The sequence below is a fragment of the Amycolatopsis kentuckyensis genome, from assembly GCF_041679295.1.
Taxonomy (GTDB): Bacteria; Actinomycetota; Actinomycetes; order Mycobacteriales; family Pseudonocardiaceae; genus Amycolatopsis; species Amycolatopsis kentuckyensis_A.
On record NZ_JBGDMD010000010.1, the window covers coordinates 174,323 to 194,323 of the forward strand.

Here is a 20,001-nt window from a genome sequence, read left to right on the forward strand (position 1 = left end):
CCACGGCCATGGACGGGACGAAGACGTGGCTGCGGGGCGGTGAGCGCATCCCGCCGGTGATCGTGCTGACGCTGGCGGTGGGAGCGACGTTCGGCGCGTTCGGCTGGCTGATCACGGCGTTCGACGGCGGCGTGAGCGGGGTGACGTGGCTGCGCGTGGCGGCGGCGGGCGCGGGTGCCCTGCTGACGGTCTACCTGTGGGCGCTGTTCGCCCACCGCCTGCGACGCCGGCGCTAGAACCAGAAGGTCGGCTGCTCGATCCCGAACCGCAGCTTGGCGTACCTCTTGGCCGCCGCCGCGGAGAAGTAGATGTGCTGCGAAGCCGCGTGCAGGTCGCGGAAGCACCGCTGCACCGGCTGGTCCGCGTGCAACGCCCCCGCGCCCGCGAGACCCGTCACCGTGTCCACCGCGCTCAGCGAAGCCCGCATCGCCTGCTGGGTCGACAGCAGGAACTGCCCGCGCTGGGCCGCGTCCGGTACATCGCCCGCGCAGGCCGTCTCCCACAGCGCGCCGAGCGCGTCGAACACGAACGCACGGGCCGACCGCAGCTCTCCCTCGGCCCTGGTCAGGGCGACCTGGACGTCGCCGTCCTCGGCGATCGGGCCCGGGCCGGGCGGGCGGAACTTCGCCGGCGCGAACTCGGTGAACTCGTCCAGCGCGCGCCGGGCGATGCCGAGCGGGACCCCCGCCAGCAGCGTGCCGATGAACGTGAAGAACGGGAACCGCCACAACGGCCCGTCGTGACGCGCCGGGTTCGTGAACGGCGAGATCGTGTGCTCCTCGCGCACGACGGCCTCGATCTCGACGTCGTGGCTGCCGGTGCCGCGCAGGCCGCTGACGTCCCAGTTCTCGACCACCCGCACCTCGGCGGCCGGCACGACGGCGAGCCGCCAGTCCCGCGGGTCGCCGCCGGCGAAAGCGCCGTTGAAGAACAAGTCGGTGTGCGGGCTGCCGCTGCAGAACCCCCACCGGCCGGCGAACGCGAACTTCCCGGCGCCGTCCGGGGTGAGCCGGCCCATCGGCGCGAAGACGCCGCCGCCGATCGGGTCCGGCGTCCCGGCGACGAGCTCCGCGGCGACCGCGGGGTCGAGCCAGGCGAGGAACGCCGAGCCGTTGCCGATGGTGATCGTCCAGCCCGCGGACCCGTCGGCGCGGGACAGTTCCTCGACCACCTCGACGAGCTGGGCGGGCGGCAGCTCCTGCCCGCCGAGGGCGCGCGGCGTCGCCAGGCGGAAGAGCCCGGCTGCCCGCGCCTTCTCGACGAGGTCACGCGGCAGGGTTTGGAGCCGTTCGGCTTCGACGGCCCGCGCGCTCAGCTCGGGCGCGAGCTCCCGCGCGGCGGTCACGGCGTCGGTGGTGGCTTGTCCCATCATGGTCAGCGCCCCCTCAGGGTGTCATGATAGATGGACATCTATTCGATAGAGGAGTCTCTACCTAAATGGCCGAGCCTGTCAAGCGCCGGTACGACACGTCGCGACGCCAGGAGCAGGCGCGCGAGAACCGCCGCCGGATCCTGACGGCGGCGTCGGGGCTCTTCCGGGACAAGGGGTACGCGGGCACGTCGATGCCCGAGGTGGCGAAGGCGGCGGGCGTCGCGGTCCAGACGGTCTACAAGGCGTTCGCGAACAAGGCGACGCTGCTCAAGGCGGTCTTCGACGTCACGGTCGCGGGCGACGACGAGGACGTCCCCATCGCCGGCCGCGACTTCATCGCGGCGATCCAGGCCGAGCCGGCCGCCGCCCGGAAGATCGCGATGTACTTCGACCACCTCGCGGCGATCGCGCCGGTGGTGGTCCCGGTCCAGCTGCTGGCCAGGGAAGCGGCCGCGGCCGACCCGGCGGCCGCCGAGGTGTGGGCGCAGATGCGCGCGGAGACGCTCACGGCGATGACGTACTTCTCGGCCGATCTGCTGGCCACCGGGCAGGTCAAGCCGGACCTGGCCGCCGACGACGTCCGCGATGTCCTGTGGGCGTACCACGGGCCGGAGCAGTACGAGCTGTTGTGCCTGGAGCGCGGGTGGCCGCCGGAGCGCTACGGGACGTTCCTGCGCGACGCGGTCGTCGCCGCGATCCTGGCCTAGACATGCCGAAGGCCACCGCCGCAACGGTGGCCTTCGGAGCTCGGGTCACTGCGCGCGCGTGGTGCTCCCGCTCGCGCTCGGGGAGTCGGTCGTGCTCGGCGACGGCGCACCGCCGGTGCTGGAGCTGCCACCGGTGGTCGTCGACGGCGGCGGGTCGTCCGTGGTCGACGGTGGCGGCGTGGTGGTCGGCGGCTTGGGCGTCGTCGTGCTGGTCGGCGGCTTCGGTGAAGAAGTGGTCACCGGCGGCGGGTTGCCCGTGTCGTTGCGCGGCGGCGGGGGCGGGTCGGCGTGGGTGACGACCGTGGTGGTCGTCTTGCCGTCCGGGCTGACCGAAACCACCGTGGTCGGCGCGCTCGGCGACGACGTCGTCGCCGACTCGCTCGACGGCACGCCGCCCACCGTCGACGGGCCGCTGGACGACGGGGTGTTCGGCACCGTCTGCAGGCCGGCCTGCGAGGTGCCCTGGCCGCCGGTGCCACCGGTGCCGCCCGCGGTCGTGGCCGGGTCCGGGCCGGCGAGCTCGGCGACGGCGGCGAACGCGGTCGCGACCACCAGCCCGGCCACCCCGAGCACGACGTACCCGGTGCGGTTCGGTTTGCTGCTCTTCGGCGGGGCGGTGTCGATCCTGGTCACGGGGGAGTTCGAGGCGGACCCGTCGGGGCGGGGCATTGCAGGCTCCTCGGGGGTTCGGGAGAGGCGCGGTCGAGGCCGTGAATCGATCACTGCGTCCCCGGGCGGGGGAACCCGGGAGGACGACCTCGGCGGCGAGGTTATCACCGTGGGTGCCGCATTCGCCCAGGTAGTGGGCCTGTGTGATCACTGTGCGGAGTCGAAGAGTCCGGAAAGGATGAAAGCGTGAGTGAGGAACAAACGAACACGCGGTTGACGGCGTGGGTGCGCGGTCGCGTGCAGGGCGTGGGTTTCCGCTGGTGGACCCGTAGCCGGGCGCTGGAACTGGGGCTGGTGGGCAGTGCCCGCAACATGCCCGACGGGCGTGTCGAGGTCATAGCGGAGGGTGATCGAGACCACTGTGAGCGGTTGCTGACCGCTCTTCGGTCCGGAGAATCACCCGGAAGTGTGGAGACCGTCGTCGAGCGCTGGTCCGACCCGAAAGGGGGACTCACCGGCTTCCTCGAGCGGTAGGCCGCGCCGATGAGGGGGCGCGTCCGGCGGCCCGCCGGGGCCCCCGGGTAGCCTGGGACGATTGAACCGCCCGTACCGGCAGCCAGAGGGGTCAGCACCCAGTGCACCTGAAAAGCCTGACGCTCAAGGGCTTCAAGTCCTTCGCTTCGGCCACCACGCTGCGCTTCGAGCCGGGCATCACCTGCGTGGTCGGCCCGAACGGCTCCGGCAAGTCCAACGTGCTGGACGCCCTGCGCTGGGTCATGGGCACCCAGGGCGCCAAGGACCTGCGCGGCGGCAAGATGGAGGACGTCATCTTCGCCGGCACCGCGGGCCGCGCCCCGCTCGGCCGCGCCGAGGTCACCCTCACCATCGACAACGCCGACGGCGCGCTCCCGATCGAGTACTCCGAGGTCTCGATCACCCGCCGGATGTTCCGCGACGGCGCGAGCGAGTACGAGATCAACGGCGACCGCTGCCGCCTGATGGACGTCCAGGAACTCCTCTCGGACTCCGGCATCGGCCGCGAGATGCACGTCATCGTCGGGCAGGGCCAGCTCTCGGCGATCCTCGAGTCCAAGCCCGAAGAGCGCCGCGCGTTCATCGAAGAGGCCGCGGGTGTCCTCAAGCACCGCAAGCGCAAGGAACAGACCCTGCGCAAGCTGGCCAACATGCAGGGCAACCTCGACCGCCTCGGCGACCTGACGACCGAGCTGCGCCGCCAGCTCAAGCCGCTGGGCAAGCAGGCCGAGATCGCCCGCAAGGCCCAGTCGGTGCAGTCCGAGCTGCGCGACTCCCGCCTGCGCCTGCTCGCCGACGACCTGGTCACCCAGCGGACCACCATCGAACGCGACGAAGCCGACGAGAAGACGGCCCGCGCGCGCCGCGCCGAGGTCGAGCAGCACCTCGAGATCGTCTCCGCCGAAGAAGCCGAGCTGGAGGCCTCGCTCGCCGAGGACGCTCCGCTGCTGCAGACCGCGCAGGAGACCTGGTACAAGCTGTCCGCGCTGGCCGAGCGCCTCCGCGGCACCGTCCGCCTCGCGATCGAGCGTCAGCGCCACCTGTCGGCCGACGTCTCGACGTCGACCGGCGGCCGGGACCCCGAGGAGCTGCTCGAAGAGGCCGAGCGCGTCGCCGAGCAGGAAGAAGAGCTCAACGAGGCCGTCATGGAGGCCCGGGAGCTGCTCGCCCAGACCGTGCTGCGCCGCGAAGACCTCGAACAGCGCGTCCAGGCCGCCGAGCGCGCGCACTGGGCCGCCGTCCGCGCGATCGCCGACCGCCGCGAGGGCATGGCGAAGCTGACCGGCCAGGTCGAGGCGCTGCGCAGCAAGAACGGCGCCACCTCCGACGAGATCGACCGCCTCAGCGTCTCCCTCGAAGAGGCCGCCGAGCGCGCCGAGATCGCCGTCGAGGAACTCGAGATGGCCAAGGCCGAGGGTGGCGTCGAGGAGTCCGACGACGCCGGCCTGATGGACCGCCACGACCGCGCGGTCGAGGCCAACAACGCGGCCAAGGCGCGCGTCGAAGAGCTGGTCAAGGCCGAACGCACCGCCGAGCGCGAGATCGCGTCGGAGAAGGCGCGCGTCGAGGCGCTGTCGATGGGCCTGCGGCGCAAGGACGGCGCGGGTGCGCTGCTCGGCGCGTCCCACGAGCTGCCGGGCCTGCTCGGCTCGGTCGCCGCGCTGCTCACCGTCGAGCCCGGCTACGAGGTCGCGCTGGCCGCGGCACTCGGCCCGGTGGCCGACGCGGTCGCCGTCACCGGTGGCGAAGACGCCCTGCGTGCCCTGAAGTACTTGAAGGACACCGACTCCGGCCGCGCGGGCATCCTGCTCGGCGGGCCCGAGTCCACTGTGGACACCCACTCGTGGCCGTCGCTGCCGGAAGGCGCGCGCTGGGCGCGGGAGGTCGTCACGGCGCCGGCGCAGCTGCGGCCCGCCGTTGAGCAGGCCCTCGAGAAGCTGGCCCTGGTCCGCGACCTCGACGCCGCCCGCCACCTCGTGGCGGTGCACCCCGACGTCCGGGCGGTCACCGCCGAGGGCGACGTCTTCGGCGCCCGCTGGGCGATCGGCGGCTCCGGCAAACGCGAGAGCGTCATCGAGGTCCAGGCCGCCGTGGACGAGGCGGGGGAGCGGCTCCGCACGGCCGAACGCCAGCTGGAGCGCTACGCGGCCGAGCTGGAAGGTGCCCGCGCCGAGCAGCAGGCGCGTCGCGAAGAGGTGTCGCAGGCCAAGGACGCCCTCGGCGAGGCCAAGGTCCGCAAGGCGCGGTCGTCGGAGCGGCTCAACCGGCTGCAGCAGGCGGCCCGGCAGGCGCAGGCCGAGGTCGAACGCCTCGCCGGCCAGCGCGCGAAGGTCGAGCAGAGCCGCGAGCAGGCCCTCGCCCAGCTCGCCGAGCTGGAGGAACGCCTCGCCGCCGTCGCCGAGCAGCCCGTCGAGGACGACCCGGACACCGCCGAGCGCGACGCCGCCGTCGAAGAGCTGGCCGTCGTCCGGCAGGAAGAGATGGAAGCGCGGCTCGCGCAGCGCACCGCCGAAGAGCGGGCGCGCAGCATCGCCGGCAAGGCCGAAGGGCTCCGCCGTGCGGCGCACGCCGAGCAGCAGGCCCGGGAACGCGCCGAGCGCGCCGCCACGGCCCGCAAGCGCGGCGCCGAGATCGCCACCGCCGTCGTCGACGCCGGTGAGCTGGCGCTGGAGCGCATCGAGCACTCCGTCCAGCGCGCGGCCACCGAACGCGACCAGGTCCAGGCCCGCCGCCAGAGCCGCGAGCAGGCGCTGACGAGTGTCCGCGCCAAGGTCCGCGAGCTCACCGGCGAGCTGGAGAAGCTCACCGACGCCGTCCACCGCGACGAGGTCCTGCGCGCCGAGCAGCGGCTGCGGCTGGAGACCCTCGAAGCGAAGATCGCCGAGGACTTCGGCATCGGCCTCACCGACCTGGTGCAGGAGTACGGCCCGGACGTCCCGGTCCCGCCGAGCGCGGGCGAGATGGCCGAGTACGAGGCGGCCAAGGAGCGCGGCGAGGACGTCACCCCGCCGCCGCCGATGCCCTACGACCGCGACACCCAGGCCCGCCGCGCCAAGCGCGCCGAGAAGGACCTTTCCCTGCTGGGCAAGGTGAACCCCCTTGCCCTGGAGGAGTTCGCGGCGCTGGAGGAGCGGTACAAGTTCCTCTCCACGCAGCTGGAAGACCTCAAGGACACCCGCAAGGACCTCGAAGCCGTCATCAAGCAGGTCGACGAGAAGATCCTCGAGGTCTTCGCCGGCGCCTACGCCGACGTCGCCCGCGAGTTCGAGACGGTCTTCGGCGTGCTCTTCCCCGGCGGCGAGGGCCGGATGGTCCTCACCGAGCCGGACGACCTGCTCAGCACCGGCGTCGACGTCGAGGCGCGCCCGCCGGGCAAGAAGGTGAAGCGGCTTTCGCTGCTGTCCGGTGGCGAGAAGTCGCTGGTCGCGGTGGGCATGCTGGTCGCGATCTTCCGCGCCAGGCCGTCACCCTTCTACGTCATGGACGAGGTCGAGGCCGCGCTCGACGACACCAACATGCGCCGGCTGATCGGGCTGCTGGAGCAGCTGCGCGACTCGTCGCAGCTGATCATCATCACCCACCAGAAGCCGACCATGGAGATCGCCGACGCGCTCTACGGCGTGAGCATGCAGGGCGACGGCATCACGAAGGTGATCTCGCAGCGCCTGCGCACGGCCGAGGAAGAGCCGGTCCCGGTCAGCTGACCCGGCTCAGCGCATGTCGTCTTCGTGCGGCGCGCGCTCGTCCGGTTTCGCGCGTGGGTCGAACGTGCCGAGGTCGTTGCCGACCCAGCGTCCGTCGTCGATCCGCGCCCGGCGGCCGCGCGGGGTGATGAAGCCGCGCTTCACGCCCCGCTTGCGGTCCGCTCGGTCCATGACCAGCGCGATGACGAGCACCACGGCCAGAACAGCGCCGATCCCGATGAAGAACCCCATGTGAAACCCCCTCCTGCGCCCAGGCTACGGGAGCGGGAGGGGGTCTCACAGCCACTTATCCAGCGACCCAGAACGCGTAGTCCGCCGAGTAGCGCACCGCGGTCTGGGCGCCGTCCGTGCAGGTCCCCGCGGGGGCCACGCCGCCGCGGGTGTTCAGCCGCTGGATGTACGTCACCTTGCCGAAGATCCCGTCGCCGGTGTTGAGGTTGGCCTTGAGCAGCAGCTCCGGGATCGCGCCGTCGCGCGGCGAGTTGGCCACGGCCGACGCTCCGACCGTGCTGCCGTCCACAACGGACGTCCACACCGGACCCTTGCTGTGCAGCGCCACCGGCTTGCCGTGCCGGGTGAGCACCGCGGCGGGCTGGATCAGCGTCCACGCGCCGGCCGTGCACCCGTAGATCTGCACGCCCTCGGCGGGGTACGAAGCCAGCGCCCGGTTGCCGGCCGGGACCTTGATCGCGTCCGGCACCTTCGGGCCCGCCGGAGTGGCCGAAGCCGTCGCCGCGCCGCCCAGGAGCAGGGCGCCGATCGCGAGCGCCACCGTCATCCGCTTCATGAAGTCCACCTTCGATGTCCTCCCGCCGCTTCTCGGCGGGCTCCCGCACACCGACACGGGCGCCCGCCGGAAACGGTTCAGAAGGATCAGGCGGCGGGGACTTCCGCCTCCGCTTCGCCGGCGGCTTCGGCCTCGGCCGCCTTCGGGTCCGGCGTCCGGTGCCGCAGCGCCAGCAACCCGCCCACGACCAGCGTGATCACCACGCCGAGCAGCGTGTACCAGGGGTAGGCCAGCGCGACCTTGTCCCCGGCCGCCTTGCTGAAGTCGATGCCGATCAGCCCGCCGGTCTTCGCGCTGAACTTCACCCCGAGGATGACGAACGCCATCACCACGACCGTGGCGACGAACGCGATGATCGCGTCCGCCTGCCGGGCCTTCTTGATCAGCAGGCCGAGCAGGAACGACCCGAGCAGCGCGCCGTAGGTGTAGCCGGTGATCGCGAGCCCCAGTTCGATGACCGAGTTCTTCGTGGTGGAGAACAGCGACGCGAACACCGCGAACACGACCGCCCAGATCAGCGTCCACATGCGACCGTGCTGCAGCAGCTTCGAATCCTCGGGCGAACGCTTGGTGAAGCGCTGGTAGAGGTCGGCCACCGTGGACGTCGAAAGGGCGTTGAGCGCCGAGGCCAGCGCGCCCATGGTCGAGGCGAGCACACCCGCGATGAGCAGGCCCGACACGCCGACCGGCAGGTCGTCGATGATGAACCGCGAGAACACGTCGTCCGGGCTCTGCAGGCCGAGCTGCGCGACCGACTTGCGGCCGTTGAACACCCACAGCATCGCCCCGACCAGCAGGAACAGCGCGAACTGGATGGTGACGATGATGCCGGAGCCGATGAGCGCCTTCTGGCCGTCGCGCAGGCTGCGCGTGGCCATCAGCCGCTGCGCGATCAGCTGGTCGGCGCCGTGCGAGGCCATCGACAGCGCCGCGCCGCCGAGCACCGCCGTGATGAACGCGTACGGGCTGGTCAGCAGGTTCTTCGTGAAGTCGACGAGCATGAACTTGCCGTCGGCCGACGCCTGCGAGGCCCAGTCGGCGGGCAGCTTGTTCAGCAGCACGATCGCGGCCACCGCGGCGCCGCCCAGGTAGAGCGACAGCTGGATGACGTCGACCCAGACGACCGCCTTGATCCCGCCGATGTAGGCGTAGATCAGCGTCAGCGCGGTCAGGATCACCACGATCACCCAGTAGTCGAGGTGGATGTTGTAGTGCCCGAGGATCACCTTGATCGGGATCGCGCCGGCGAACAGGCGCACGCCCTCGGCGAGCAGCCGGGTGATCACGAACGTCACCGACGCCGTGCCCTGCAGGCCCGAGCCGAAGCGCTTGCCCAGGAACGCGTACGCGCTGACCAGGTTGCCCCGGAAGTACCGCGGCAGCAGCACGAACGCGGCGACCGTCCGGCCGATGATGTAGCCGAAAGCCAGCTGCAGGAACAGGAACGCGTTGCCGAAGACGAGGCCCGGCGTGCTGATCACGGTCAGCGTCGAGGTCTCCGTGGCCACCACGGACAGCATCACCGCGCCCCACGGGAGGCTGCGCTCGCCGACGAAGTAGTCGGCCGCCGACCGTTGCTTGCGGCCGACGAGCACGCCTATCAGCGGCATCGCCGCCAGGTAGACCACGATGATCGCGAGGTCAACACCGCGCATGGACTTCTCCTACCGTCTATCCGGCCTTCTCCGCGACTCGCAACCGCGTCACGGTGCCCCCCAGCGGGGCGGGAAGGATCAGGGGCCCGGCGCCCGGGACGAGCGCGCCGAGCAGGCGCGGCCCGCGCGCGCCGGTCGCCGACGGCACCGTACCGGGCACGCCGCACCAGGTGAGCCAGCCCAGCAGGGCGGTGAGGTAGGCCTCCTTGCCCGCGCCGGGCAGGCCGAGGTCGTCGCTGGTCTTGAGCACGGCTGACGGCAGGTTCCGGGAGAGGGCCGTCATCAGCGCCGGGTTCGCGACCCCGCCGCCGGAGGCGACGACCGTCGTGACGCCGTGGCGCAGGCACTCGCCGGCGACGGTCACCGCGGTGAACTCCGTCAGCGTCGCCAGCAGGTCGCCGGGTTCCACCGGCGCCAGCCCGGCGAGGGCGGCGTCGAGGTAGGGCGCGTTGAAGTGCTCCTTGCCGGTGGACTTCGGCGGCGCGGCGGCGAAGTACGGGTCGGCGAGCAGCCGCACGAGCAGGTCGGAGCGCACCGAGCCGCCGAACGCGAGCCGCCCGTCGACATCGCTGCGCTGCCCGCTGACGCGGTACGCGGCGACGTCGAGCAGGGCGTTGGCGGGCCCGGTGTCGTAGGCGATCGCCGGCTCGTCCCCGGCGACGACGGTGATGTTCGCGATGCCGCCGAGGTTGAGCGCGGCGACCGGGTGGCCGGTGCCCTGGGCGAGCCCGCGCAGCCACAGCTGGTCGAGCGTGCTCGCCAGGGGAGCGCCGTGGCCGCCCGCGGCGACGTCGCGGGCCCGCAGGTCGGCGACCACCGGGAGCCCGGTGCGCTCGGCGATCCAGGCGGGCTGGCCCAGCTGCAGCGTGCCGCGGACGTGGCCGTCCTCGACCCAGTGGAACACCGTCTGGCCCAGCGACGCGACGAGGTCGGCGCTGCCGCCGGCGAGCTCTTCGGCGCCGCGGGCGGCCGCGTCGGCGAAGGCCTGCCCGACGCCGGTGTCGAGCCGCGTCAGCTCGCCGGCGGTGCAGGAGTTCGGCGGCAGCGCGGCCAGGAGGGCTTCGCGCAGTGGTTCCGGGTACGGGATGTCGAGCTCGCCCAGCGGCGTCAGGACCACCGTGTCGTCTTCGGCGCGCAGGTCGGCCGCGGCCACGTCGATGCCGTCGACCGACGTGCCCGAAAGCAGCCCGATCATCCGGAAGCCGTGCGTCCCCATCCGGAGGGGTTTAGTGCAGGCACGCCGTGTGACGCAACCCACTTGGTGAAGTCTTGGCCCAATCGGGATCAACGTTGTTGCGAATTGCCTGTGCGGACGGGGTGTCCGGGACGGTGCGGTGCGGATGAAAGGATGGGCGGGTGTCGAGCACCTGGTTCCTGTTCGTAGTCGTCGCCGTCGTCGTGCTGGTCGCCATCCTGGTGACCGGCCTGCTGGTCGCGCGCAAGCGCCGGATCAGCCTGGACGCGAAGCGCGAGGTCGAGGAGAAGCCGAAGGGCGGCTCCTACGCGGCGAGCGGGGGCATCGCCCTCGCGCCCGGCGGTACGGAGGTCGAGCACCCCGTCGAAGACCGGCCGGAGACCGACGGTCAGCCCGCGGTCGGTGACGACGCCGCCGTGCCGCGTGATTCGGCGCAGCGCACGGTCCGCGACGTCAAGCTGCCCGAAGCGCCTCCGGAGGCTCCTGCCACGCCGGCCGCTCCCGCTGCCGAGGAGATCGAGCCGGCGACGGGCCGGATGGAGCGGCTGCGCGGCCGGCTGTCGAAGTCGCGGTCGGTGTTCGGCACGAGCCTGCTGGGCCTGCTCGGCGCGGGTGACCTCGACGAGGACTCCTGGCAGGACGTCGAAGACACGCTGCTGATGGCCGACCTGGGCGCGGCCACGACGACCCAGATCGTCGACCGCCTGCGCGACGAGCTGTCCCGCCGCGCGATCCGCTCGTCGGCCGAGGCGCGCGAGGTGCTGCACGAGGTCCTGACGGCGCAGCTGTCGACCGACAGCGAGCGCGCGGTGCGGGCGCTGCCGCACATCGTCGACGGCCGGAAGCAGCCGGCGGTGGTCCTGGTGGCGGGCGTGAACGGCACGGGCAAGACGACGACCACGGGCAAGCTGGCCCGCGTCCTGGTGGCCCAGGAAAAGTCGGTGGTGCTGGGCGCGGCGGACACGTTCCGCGCGGCGGCGGCCGACCAGCTCCAGACGTGGGCCGAGCGCGTGGGCGCGGAGGTCGTCCGCGGCAAGGAGGGCGCGGACCCGGCGGCGGTGGCGTTCGACGCGGTGAAGCGCGGCGTGGACACGGGAGTGGACGCGGTCCTGGTCGACACGGCGGGCCGGCTCCACACGAAGACGGGCCTGATGGACGAGCTGGGCAAGGTCAAGCGCGTCGTGGAGAAGCAGGCGAAGGTCGACGAGGTCCTGCTGGTCCTGGACGCGACGACGGGCCAGAACGGCCTGATGCAGGCCCGCGTGTTCGCCGAGGTGATCGACGTGACGGGCATCGTCCTGACGAAGCTGGACGGCACCGCCAAGGGCGGCATCGTGTTCCAGGTCCAGAAGGAGCTGGGGGTGCCGGTGAAGCTCGTCGGGCTCGGCGAAGGGCCGGACGACCTGGCGCCCTTCGAGCCGGGCGCGTTCGTGGACGCCCTGCTGGGTTAGGTGATCGGCTTCCCGGTCGACCAGTCGCGGACGGTTTCACCGAGTGCCCGCGCGGAGCTGTGGAAGAGGCAGAGCCCGTTCGCGCGGGCCGGGGCGGCGCACCGGGGGCCGAAGTCGGCGGTCGCCGCCCGGCACGGCGGCGCCTCGACGGCTTTCGGCTGGGCGACCGGCGGCCTGCGCGCCGCCTGTTCGCGGAGAGCTTCCAGCCGCGCCAGGATTTCGGTCGGGCTGGAGAGCTGCGGAACGGTCGCCTTCGGCAGCGCCGTCCGGAACGGGCCTGAGCCGTCGGGCGTCAGCAGGCCGAGCTTCTCGAGGAGGTCCGTCGTCGGGGCGGCGGTCTCGATGGTCAGCTGATCGGTCCGGTTGCCGGCGACGAAATGCTGGATCCCGCCGACGCCGCGCAGGAGAGGTTTGCCACCGAAAGCGGCGGGAGGATCGAAAACCAGCGCACCGATCAGGTAGTCGCCGCGGGGCAGCGTCAGGTGAGCGGCCTCGTCGAGCAGCATCGGCACGATCACGCCCGAGGTGCGTTCGCCTGCGAGCGGGGTCACCTGGAACGTGAGAAGCACCCGCTGCCCACTCGCCGGCACGTGCCGCACGACGATGTCGACGTCGCTGGTCACGTCGCCGAGCCGGTGCCGCGTGGGCTTCGGAACGTCGACGGTCTTCCGCCGCCACCGGTCGTCGAGCCGGTCGACGACCCGGTCCGCGCCCTTCTCGGCGATCCGGCCGACGAGCTTCTCCAGCACCCAGCCGAGCGGCGCGACGAACAGTTCGAACATTGCTCCCCCTCCGGCCCGGACACCGATTTTACCGGGCTCAGAGCCGGAAGAGCGGCGTCCCGTCCGGCTTCCGCAGTCCCAGTTGCATGATCACCGGCGCCGACGGGCGGGCGGCCGGGATCAGGCACGGGGACGTTCCGCGGGGCGTCACCGTCAGCCGGGACCAGCCGATGCCCTGCAGGGTGCGGCGGGCCGGGTCGACCACCATCGCCGCCCCGAAGTAGCGGCCGCCCGGCACGGTGATGCGGGCCGTGTGGCCCAGGACGAGCGAGAACGCCGTGCCGGTGCGGCTGCCCTCCTCCTGCAGCGTGAGGACCACCGGCGTGCGGACCTTCGCCGCCGAGTGGTGCCGGACGGTGATCTCGACCGTGCCCGCGGCCGTCTTGGGCGGGTGCGGCCACTTCGGCGGCGACGGCGAGCCGTCGAGCGCGCGCTCGACGAGCCGGTCGACGAGGTTCGAAGCGGCGAGCCAGCTGAGCTGCGGCTCCATCGGCGGTCCCTCCGGCGGAAATCCAGGTGACGGGCGGCGCGCGCCGGCGCAGAATCCCGGTATGCCCGGTTGACGCACGTCCGCTCGTGCCCCTCCTCGTGTCAGACGCCCGGAAGCCGTCGTCCGCTACACGAGAGAGGAACCATCATGACTGTCATCACCGGCGATCGGGTAGTCCTGCGCCCCATCGCCCCCGAGGACCGCGCCCGCGTGCGCGAGATCCTCGCCACTCCGGAGGTCGCCCGCTGGTGGGGCGACCCCGACACCGAGACCGAAGGCGTATACACCGTCGAGGACGGCTTCGCCTGCTACGTCATCGAAAGCGACGGCGTGGTCGTCGGGCTGATCCAGAGCTGCGAGGAACTGGACCCGCAGTACCGCCACGCGGGCATCGACATCTCGGTGCACCCGGACTTCCACGGCCGCGGCATCGGCACCGACGCCCTGCGGGCCCTGGCGCGCCACTTGCTCGACCAGGGGCACCACCGCTTGACGATCGACCCGGCGGCCGCCAACGAGACGGCGATCCGGGTGTACACGAAGGTCGGATTCCGCCCGGTGGGCCTGATGCGCAACTACGAGCGAGCGCCGGACGGCACCTGGCACGACGGCCTGCTGATGGACCTGCTGGAAGGGGAGCTGGCCTAGACCGTGACCGCCGACCGGGAAAGGCTCGCGCCCAGGGCGTCGGCCACCCGCTGCACCGCCGGGGCGATGTGCGCCACCGCCTCGGCGGTCAGCCGGCCCGACGGGCCCGACACCGAAACCGCCGCCGGCACCGGTGCTCCCGGCACCGCCACCGCCACGCACCGGACCCCCAGCTCCTGCTCGGCCTCGTCCAGCGCGTACCCCTGCGAAGCGATCCGCGAAAGCTCGACCGCCAGCGCGTCCGGGTCGGTGAACGTGTGCTCGGTGTACGCGGGCATGCCCGTCCGCGAAAGCAACGCCCGCACGTCCGAAGCCGGCAGGTGGGCCAGCATCGCCTTGCCCACCCCGGTGCCGTGCGGCAGCAGCCGCCGGCCGACCTCGGTGAACATCCGCATCGAGTGCTTCGAGGGCACCTGGGACACGTACACGACTTCGTCGCGCTCCAGGACCGCCAGGTTCGCCGTCTCGCCGACCTCCTCGACCAGCTCCGCCAGCAGCGGCCGCGCCCACGCGCCGAACTGCATGCTCGCGTTCTCGCCCAACCTGATGAGCCGCGCGCCCAGCGCGTAGCGGCGGTTCGTGTTCTGGCGGACGTACCCGAGGTCGACCAGGGTGCGGATGAGCCGGTGGATCGTCGGCATCGGCAGCCCGGACAGGGTCGCCAGCTCGGACAGGCTGGCTTCGCCGCCGGTGTCCGCGAGGTGTTCCAGCAGCTCGAAGGCGCGCTGCAGGGACTGGACGCCGCCGTCGCGCCCGTTCTTCTCCGCTGCCACCGGTGGCCCTCCTTACGTCGGCGTTGAGGTTCCGCTATGCAGAAACTATAGTCCGGCTGGTAGAAAACCGTAGGGCCGTTATCCAAGATTCCGAACCTTCGAGGTGTTTCCCCATGTCTTCTGAAGTCCAGGTGCTGGGCGAGCCGGTCGAGCGCGGCGACGAGATCCTCACCACGGAGGCGCTCGACTTCCTCGCCGGCCTGCACGACGCGTTCGCCGCCCGCCGCGACGAGCTGCTCCAGGCGCGGAGCAAGCGGCGCGAGGAGGCCCGGACCACCGGCAGGCTCGACTTCCTGCCGGAGACCCAGGAGATCCGCGACGGCGACTGGCAGGTCGCCGGCGCCCCGCCGGCGCTGCGGGACCGCCGCGTCGAGATCACCGGGCCGACCAGCCGCAAGATGACCATCAACGCGCTCAACTCCGGCGCGAAGGTCTGGCTCGCCGACCTCGAGGACGCCAACACGCCGCACTGGGCGAACGTCGTGTCCGGCCAGGTCAACCTGTACGACGCGGTCCGCGAGACGATCACGCTGGAGAGCGGCGGCAAGAGCTACGCGCTCAAGGACGACGTCGAGCACGCCACCATCGTGGTCCGCCCGCGCGGCTGGCACCTGCCCGAGCGCGGCCTGTCCTTCGGCGGGCGCGAAGCCGTCGGCGCGCTCGTCGACTTCGGCCTGTACTTCTTCCACAACGCGGCGGAGCTGCTGAAGCGCGGCAAGGGTCCGTACTTCTACCTGCCGAAGATGGAGAGCCACCTCGAAGCGCGGCTCTGGAACGACGTCTTCACCCACGCCGAGAAGACGCTCGGCATCGAGCACGGCACCATCCGCGCGACCGTGCTGATCGAGACGATCCCGGCCGCGTTCGAGATGGAAGAGATCCTCTACGAGCTGCGCGAGCACGCGTCGGGTCTCAACGCCGGCCGCTGGGACTACCTGTTCAGCGTGATCAAGTACTTCCGCGACGCGGGCGAGAAGTTCGTGCTGCCGGACCGCAACTCCGTCACCATGACCGCGCCGTTCATGCGTGCCTACACCGAGCTGCTCGTGCGCACGTGCCACAAGCGCGGCGCCTTCGCGATCGGCGGCATGGCCGCGTTCATCCCGAGCAAGGACCCCGAGGTCAACAAGGGCGCCTTCGAGAAGGTGCACGCGGACAAGTCGCGCGAGGCCGGCGACGGCTTCGACGGCTCGTGGGTCGCGCACCCGGGCATGGTCGAGCTCTGCAAGGAGGAGTTCGACAAGGTCCTCGGCGACAAGCCGAACCAGCTCGAGCGCACCCGCGACGAGGTGAGCGTCACCGCCGACCAGCTGCTGGACGTCGCCTCGACGCCGGGCGGCGCGACGGCGGCCGGCCTGCGCGCCGCGGTCGACGTCGGCGTCCGCTACATCGCCTCCTGGCTGGGCGGCAACGGCGCGGCGGCGATCCACAACCTGATGGAGGACGCCGCGACGGCGGAGATCTCGCGGTCGCAGATCTGGCAGTGGGTCAAGAACGGGACCACGCTGGACACCGGCGACGTCGTGACGAAGGAGCTGGTGCGCGGGGTGCTGACGGACGTCCGCGGCGAGCTGGCCCGGGAGATCCCGGCCGACCGGCTGCTGCCGGCGATCGAGCTGTTCGAGCAGGTCGCGCTGGCCGACGAGTTCCCGGACTTCCTGACGCTGCCCGCGTACGAGCGGATCAAGTAGTGCGTCTTCCCGACGACGTCTACGACGCCGCCGACGCGCGCCTGGCTGCGGCCGACGCGCGCGTCGCGGCGTCGTACCCGGGGGAGCGGCCGGGGCGGCAGCCGGTGCACACGGTGTACGTTCCGGCGTCGCGGTACAAGACGCGCCTGGTCGCCGACTGGGGCAAGCAGGCGATGCGCGTGTTCATCGAGCACGGCGACCTCCTCGGCGTCGACGCGGACGTGTACGAGCGTGTCCGCACGAAGCTGCTGACCGAGCCGATCGAGGACCTGCGCATCGACTTCGAGGACGGCTACGGCCGCGTCCCCGGCGACGTCGAGGACGCGGCGGCGCGGGCGGCCGGCCAGACGTTGGCGACGACCGGCGGGACACCGTTCTCGGGCATCCGCTTCAAGAGCTTCGAAGCGGCGACGCGCCGGCGAGGGATCCGCACGCTGGACCTGTTCCTGGGTTCCCTGCTGGAAAACGGGCCGCTGCCGACGGGGTTCGTCGTGACGCTCCCGAAGGTGACGGCGATCGAGCAGGTGTCGGTGGCCGCGGAAGTGCTGTCGCGGCTGGAATCGGCGTACGAGCTCGCCGAGGGCGCGCTGCGGTTCGAGGTCCAGATCGAGACGTCGCAGTCCATTGTGGACATCGACGGGACGCTGTCGGTACCGCGGATCGTGCAGGCGGCGTCGGGCCGGTGCTCGGGGCTGCACTACGGGACGTACGACTACAGCGCCGGGCTCGGAATCGCGGCGGCATACCAGAGCATGGAGCACCCGGCGGCGGACCTGGCGAAGGGCCTGATGCAGGTCTCGGCGGCGGGCACGGGCGTCCGGCTGTCGGACGGATCGACGAACCGCCTCCCGATCGGCGACGCGCTGCCGTCGGCGTGGGCGGAGCACCTGAGGCTGGTCCGCCGGTCGTTGGAGCGCGGCTTCTACCAGGGCTGGGACTTGCACCCGCACCAGCTGCCGACCCGTTTCGCGGCGACGTACACGTTTTACCGGTCGGGTTTCCCGGCGGCGGTGGAGCGGCTGCGGGCGTACGCGGAGAAGCAGGCCGGGGGAGTGCTGGACGAACCGGCGACCGCGCAGGCGTTGGCGGTGTACCTGTTGAGGGGGTTGGACTGCGGCGCGCTGGACGAAGGCGAGTTGTCCTTCGGGCGGCCGGAGCTGGAGAAGTACGCGCAACGCTTGGCGTGAGCAGTGGCTGAGAGAACGCCCCCGGGAAGGGGTGCTCACTCAGCCACTGCTCACCGGCCGGGGCTAGGCAAGCATCCGGCTGCGTCCGGGCCGGTGCACGAACACGGCGACCAAGGCCAGCAAGGCGAACTGTCCCGCGATCGTCCTTGCCGTCGCCCACGTCGGCAGCAAGGCCGCGACCAGCTGGTCAAGATCTTCCTGTAGGTCACCTTCCCGGCGCCCCACCCGTCGGGAAGGCATGCACACCGCACTCACCCTCACCGCGATCGTCCTCAACGCCGCGATCGGCGTCGCCGACCTGGCCAAGGCCGAGTTCGTCCTCGCCACTTCGCGAGCCGTCGACGTCCCGCCGAGCTGGCTCCCCGTGCTCGGCGCCCTCAAGCTCGCCGGCGCGGGCGGCCTCACCCTGGGCCTGGCCGGAATCGAACCGCTGGGCACAGCCGCGGCGATCGGCCTGATCCTCTTCTACCTCGGCGCGATCATCGCCCACGTCCGGGCGCGCAGGTTCGCCACCGGCGCCGCCCCGCTGCTCTTCCTCGGCCTCGCCGTCGCGACGCTCTAACGCAGCCGCGGCAGGGCGTCCCGCGCGAAGTGGCTCAAGATCCGCAGATCCTCCGCGAACCGCTCCCGGTGCTCCGGCGGCAACGGCCGGAAGAAGAACTGCTCGATGTTCTCCACGTGCACCCGGCTGGCCCGCACCGTCGTCTCCTCGCCCAGTGACGTCAACCGCACCAGCTGGACGCGCCGGTCGTCCGGCGAAACCGTGCGCGTCACCAAGCCCAGCGCCGACATCCGGTCCACCAGCCGGGTCGCGCCGCCGGTGGTCAGGACCTGCTCCTGGGCGATCGACCGCATCGTCAGCCCGGCCGGGCCAGTGCGGCCGACGATCAGCAGCACCTCGTACATCAGGTGCGTGATCCCGCATTCACGCTCCAGCGCGCGGCCGAGGAGGTACTCGAGCCGGTTCGCCGCGCCCTGCAGCCGGCCGAACGCGAGCACCCGCGGGTCGTGGGCGGCCTGCTGTGCCGACGTGATCTCCACTTCACTCCTCCATGCGCAACGCGAGGTAGACGTCGAGCTGGTCGGTGAACTCCGTCAGGTCCGCCCCGAGCAGCTCGCCAGCCCGGCCGATGCGGTAGCGCAACGTGTTGACGTGGACGTGCAGCGCCTTCGCCGCCCGCGTCGGCGAGCCCGAGCACTCCAGGAACACCCGCACGGTGTGCACCAGGTCCGTGTGCTGCTCGGCGTCGTACGCCAGCAACGGCCCGAGCACCCGGCGCCGCAACGCCGCGCGCAGCCCGTCGGGAGTTCCGGCCAGCAGCAGCCGGTGCGCCTCGACCTCGCTCGCCTCGACGGCCACGACACGTCCCGGTCGCCCGGCAGCGACGTCCAGGGCGAACCGCGCCGTCGCGGACGCCTCGGCCCGCGGAGCGGAATCGCCCACCCCGCACAGGATCCGGGACGCGCGCAGCAACGGCTCCACAGTGGACAGCTCGGCCGCACCCGGCCACCGCGCGACAGCCGCGTAGGAAGTGTCCCCAGTGGACTCGAACAGCAGCCCGTCCGGGAGCAGCTCCCGCAGGACGTCCCGGCTTTCGTCGCTGCCTTCGGTCCGCAGCGCGATGACGTGCGCCTCGTCGGGCACGTCGACCTCGGGCGCAACCGACCGCGCCCGCGTAACGCCCACGAGCCCGGCCAGTTCGTCGGCCAGCTCCGCCTGCGCGGTGCTCAGCGACCCGCCGACGGCGACCAGCCACGGCACGGCGTGGCGCCCCTCGACCGGCACCACCGTCAGCGACCCGGCTTCCTTCGCCGCGTACCGCCGCACGACGTCGGGCGCCGGCACCGGCAGCGGGGACGTCCCCGCGACGACCCGGCCGAGCCCGGACAGCACCCAGCAGGGCAGGCCGAACTCCGCGGACGCGCGCTCCAGCAGCGTCTCTACCGGAGCGTCCGCGGCAGCCTGCAAACGTTTGCGCGCGCTTTCGGACGCGGCGGCCAGCGCCAGCACCACCTGCTCGGTGATCACCGAGAACGACAGGTCGGCGGGCACCTCCAGCAGCGGGATCCGGTGCCGCTCGCAGGCCTCGACGACGTCGCCGGGGATGCCGCCGGAGTCGGCGCCGGACGCCGCCAGCGCCGCCGCTCCCGAGCGCGCCAGCGCGGCCACGAACGGCTCGGCGTCGCCCGGGCGCCGCCACCAGAGCAGGCCGGAAAGCACCAGCTCACCGGCCGAAAGGTACCGTCCGGGGTCGGGCAGCTCCGTGACGTAGATGCGCGTCACCGGGCGGTCGAGCAGCTCGGCCCCGGCTCGCGGGCGCAGCCGCAGACCGGGGAGGCCCAGCAGAGTTTTCACGGTCGTCATCAGGCTTGTAGGAAAGCACAACCGCACCGGGTTTCGCTCCTGTGCGTTTCA

General features: G+C 72.0%; 20 protein-coding genes. 9 read left to right on the plus strand and 11 right to left on the minus strand.

From position 1 onward, the window contains the following. Nucleotides 1-8: 8 nt before the first annotated feature. Nucleotides 9-236, plus strand: coding sequence for a hypothetical protein (locus ACERZO_RS37145; RefSeq protein ID WP_372670574.1), 228 nt, complete (start codon nt 9-11; stop codon nt 234-236). On the opposite strand, the gene ACERZO_RS37150 is transcribed toward ACERZO_RS37145, so the two are convergent. Then, a complete protein-coding gene (locus tag ACERZO_RS37150) occupies nt 233-1,372 on the minus strand; it encodes an acyl-CoA dehydrogenase family protein (protein WP_372670575.1) in 1,140 nt (379 codons plus the stop codon). The genes ACERZO_RS37145 and ACERZO_RS37150 overlap by 4 nt on opposite strands. A 65-nt stretch (nt 1,373-1,437) precedes the next feature. Here ACERZO_RS37150 and ACERZO_RS37155 point away from each other — a divergent pair, with 65 nt between their 5' ends. Further along, nucleotides 1,438-2,079: a TetR/AcrR family transcriptional regulator gene (locus ACERZO_RS37155; protein ID WP_372670576.1), complete on the plus strand. Its 642-nt coding sequence runs from the start codon at nt 1,438-1,440 to the stop codon at nt 2,077-2,079. 45 nt (nt 2,080-2,124) lie between these two features. On the opposite strand, the gene ACERZO_RS37160 is transcribed toward ACERZO_RS37155, so the two are convergent. Beyond that, nucleotides 2,125-2,748 (minus strand): hypothetical protein, encoded by a 624-nt coding sequence (locus tag ACERZO_RS37160; RefSeq protein WP_372670577.1) that lies wholly within the window; start codon nt 2,746-2,748, stop codon nt 2,125-2,127. A 186-nt stretch (nt 2,749-2,934) separates the two neighbouring features. On the opposite strand from ACERZO_RS37160, the gene ACERZO_RS37165 reads away from it, so the two are divergent. Further along, nucleotides 2,935-3,222 (plus strand): acylphosphatase, encoded by a 288-nt coding sequence (locus ACERZO_RS37165; protein ID WP_372670578.1) that lies wholly within the window; start codon nt 2,935-2,937, stop codon nt 3,220-3,222. Between the two features lie 101 nt (nt 3,223-3,323). Next, a complete protein-coding gene (gene smc / locus ACERZO_RS37170; RefSeq protein ID WP_372670579.1) occupies nt 3,324-6,926 on the plus strand; it encodes a chromosome segregation protein SMC in 3,603 nt (1,200 codons plus the stop codon). A gap of 6 nt (nt 6,927-6,932) precedes the next feature. On the opposite strand, the gene ACERZO_RS37175 is transcribed toward smc, so the two are convergent. The 4 genes from ACERZO_RS37175 to ACERZO_RS37190 all read right to left on the minus strand — a co-directional run bounded on the left by ACERZO_RS37175 (nt 6,933) and on the right by ACERZO_RS37190 (nt 10,584). Then, a complete protein-coding gene (locus tag ACERZO_RS37175; protein ID WP_372670580.1) occupies nt 6,933-7,157 on the minus strand; it encodes a hypothetical protein in 225 nt (74 codons plus the stop codon). Nucleotides 7,158-7,212: 55 nt separating this feature from the next. Next, nucleotides 7,213-7,713, minus strand: a complete 501-nt coding sequence (locus ACERZO_RS37180; protein ID WP_372670581.1) for a DUF3455 domain-containing protein — start codon at nt 7,711-7,713, stop codon at nt 7,213-7,215. 86 nt (nt 7,714-7,799) lie between these two features. Then, nucleotides 7,800-9,368, minus strand: a complete 1,569-nt coding sequence (locus tag ACERZO_RS37185) for a sodium:solute symporter (protein WP_372670582.1) — start codon at nt 9,366-9,368, stop codon at nt 7,800-7,802. A 16-nt stretch (nt 9,369-9,384) separates the two neighbouring features. After that, nucleotides 9,385-10,584 (minus strand): anhydro-N-acetylmuramic acid kinase, encoded by a 1,200-nt coding sequence (locus ACERZO_RS37190; protein ID WP_372670583.1) that lies wholly within the window; start codon nt 10,582-10,584, stop codon nt 9,385-9,387. Between the two features lie 140 nt (nt 10,585-10,724). On the opposite strand from ACERZO_RS37190, the gene ftsY reads away from it, so the two are divergent. Next, entirely contained in the window at nt 10,725-12,014 is a 1,290-nt protein-coding gene (gene ftsY, locus ACERZO_RS37195; RefSeq protein WP_372670584.1) for a signal recognition particle-docking protein FtsY, read from the plus strand. Here ftsY and ACERZO_RS37200 read toward each other — a convergent pair. Together ACERZO_RS37200 and ACERZO_RS37205 are read right to left on the minus strand one after the other, a co-directional pair. Then, the gene (locus tag ACERZO_RS37200; RefSeq protein WP_372670585.1) at nt 12,011-12,796 is read right to left on the minus strand and encodes a hypothetical protein; all 786 of its coding nucleotides are present in this window, start codon (nt 12,794-12,796) and stop codon (nt 12,011-12,013) included. The genes ftsY and ACERZO_RS37200 overlap by 4 nt on opposite strands. Before the next feature lie 37 nt (nt 12,797-12,833). After that, on the minus strand, nt 12,834-13,286 hold the full coding sequence (locus tag ACERZO_RS37205) for a hypothetical protein (protein WP_372670586.1): 453 nt from the start codon (nt 13,284-13,286) through the stop codon (nt 12,834-12,836). Nucleotides 13,287-13,433: 147 nt separating this feature from the next. On the opposite strand from ACERZO_RS37205, the gene ACERZO_RS37210 reads away from it, so the two are divergent. Further along, nucleotides 13,434-13,934, plus strand: a complete 501-nt coding sequence (locus ACERZO_RS37210; protein ID WP_372670587.1) for a GNAT family N-acetyltransferase — start codon at nt 13,434-13,436, stop codon at nt 13,932-13,934. Here the strand turns inward: ACERZO_RS37210 and ACERZO_RS37215 are convergent. Then, entirely contained in the window at nt 13,931-14,707 is a 777-nt protein-coding gene (locus ACERZO_RS37215; protein WP_372670588.1) for an IclR family transcriptional regulator, read from the minus strand. The genes ACERZO_RS37210 and ACERZO_RS37215 overlap by 4 nt on opposite strands. Nucleotides 14,708-14,820: 113 nt before the next feature. On the opposite strand from ACERZO_RS37215, the gene aceB reads away from it, so the two are divergent. From aceB to ACERZO_RS37230, 3 genes are all read left to right on the plus strand, one after another. Continuing rightward, nucleotides 14,821-16,398 carry a malate synthase A gene (gene aceB, locus ACERZO_RS37220; RefSeq protein ID WP_372670589.1) on the plus strand — a complete coding sequence of 526 codons (1,578 nt, stop codon included), beginning with the start codon at nt 14,821-14,823 and terminating at the stop codon, nt 16,396-16,398. After that, complete coding sequence (locus ACERZO_RS37225) at nt 16,398-17,585, plus strand: DUF6986 family protein (RefSeq protein WP_372670590.1); 1,188 nt, start codon at nt 16,398-16,400, stop codon at nt 17,583-17,585. Before aceB ends, ACERZO_RS37225 begins: the two co-directional genes overlap by 1 nt. A 238-nt stretch (nt 17,586-17,823) precedes the next feature. Then, nucleotides 17,824-18,147 (plus strand): DoxX family protein, encoded by a 324-nt coding sequence (locus ACERZO_RS37230; RefSeq protein ID WP_372670591.1) that lies wholly within the window; start codon nt 17,824-17,826, stop codon nt 18,145-18,147. On the opposite strand, the gene ACERZO_RS37235 is transcribed toward ACERZO_RS37230, so the two are convergent. Together ACERZO_RS37235 and ACERZO_RS37240 are read right to left on the minus strand one after the other, a co-directional pair. After that, a complete protein-coding gene (locus ACERZO_RS37235) occupies nt 18,144-18,626 on the minus strand; it encodes a MarR family winged helix-turn-helix transcriptional regulator (RefSeq protein WP_372670592.1) in 483 nt (160 codons plus the stop codon). The genes ACERZO_RS37230 and ACERZO_RS37235 overlap by 4 nt on opposite strands. A 1-nt stretch (nt 18,627) precedes the next feature. Further along, nucleotides 18,628-19,950: a PucR family transcriptional regulator gene (locus tag ACERZO_RS37240; protein ID WP_372670593.1), complete on the minus strand. Its 1,323-nt coding sequence runs from the start codon at nt 19,948-19,950 to the stop codon at nt 18,628-18,630. Nucleotides 19,951-20,001 lie beyond the last annotated feature (51 nt).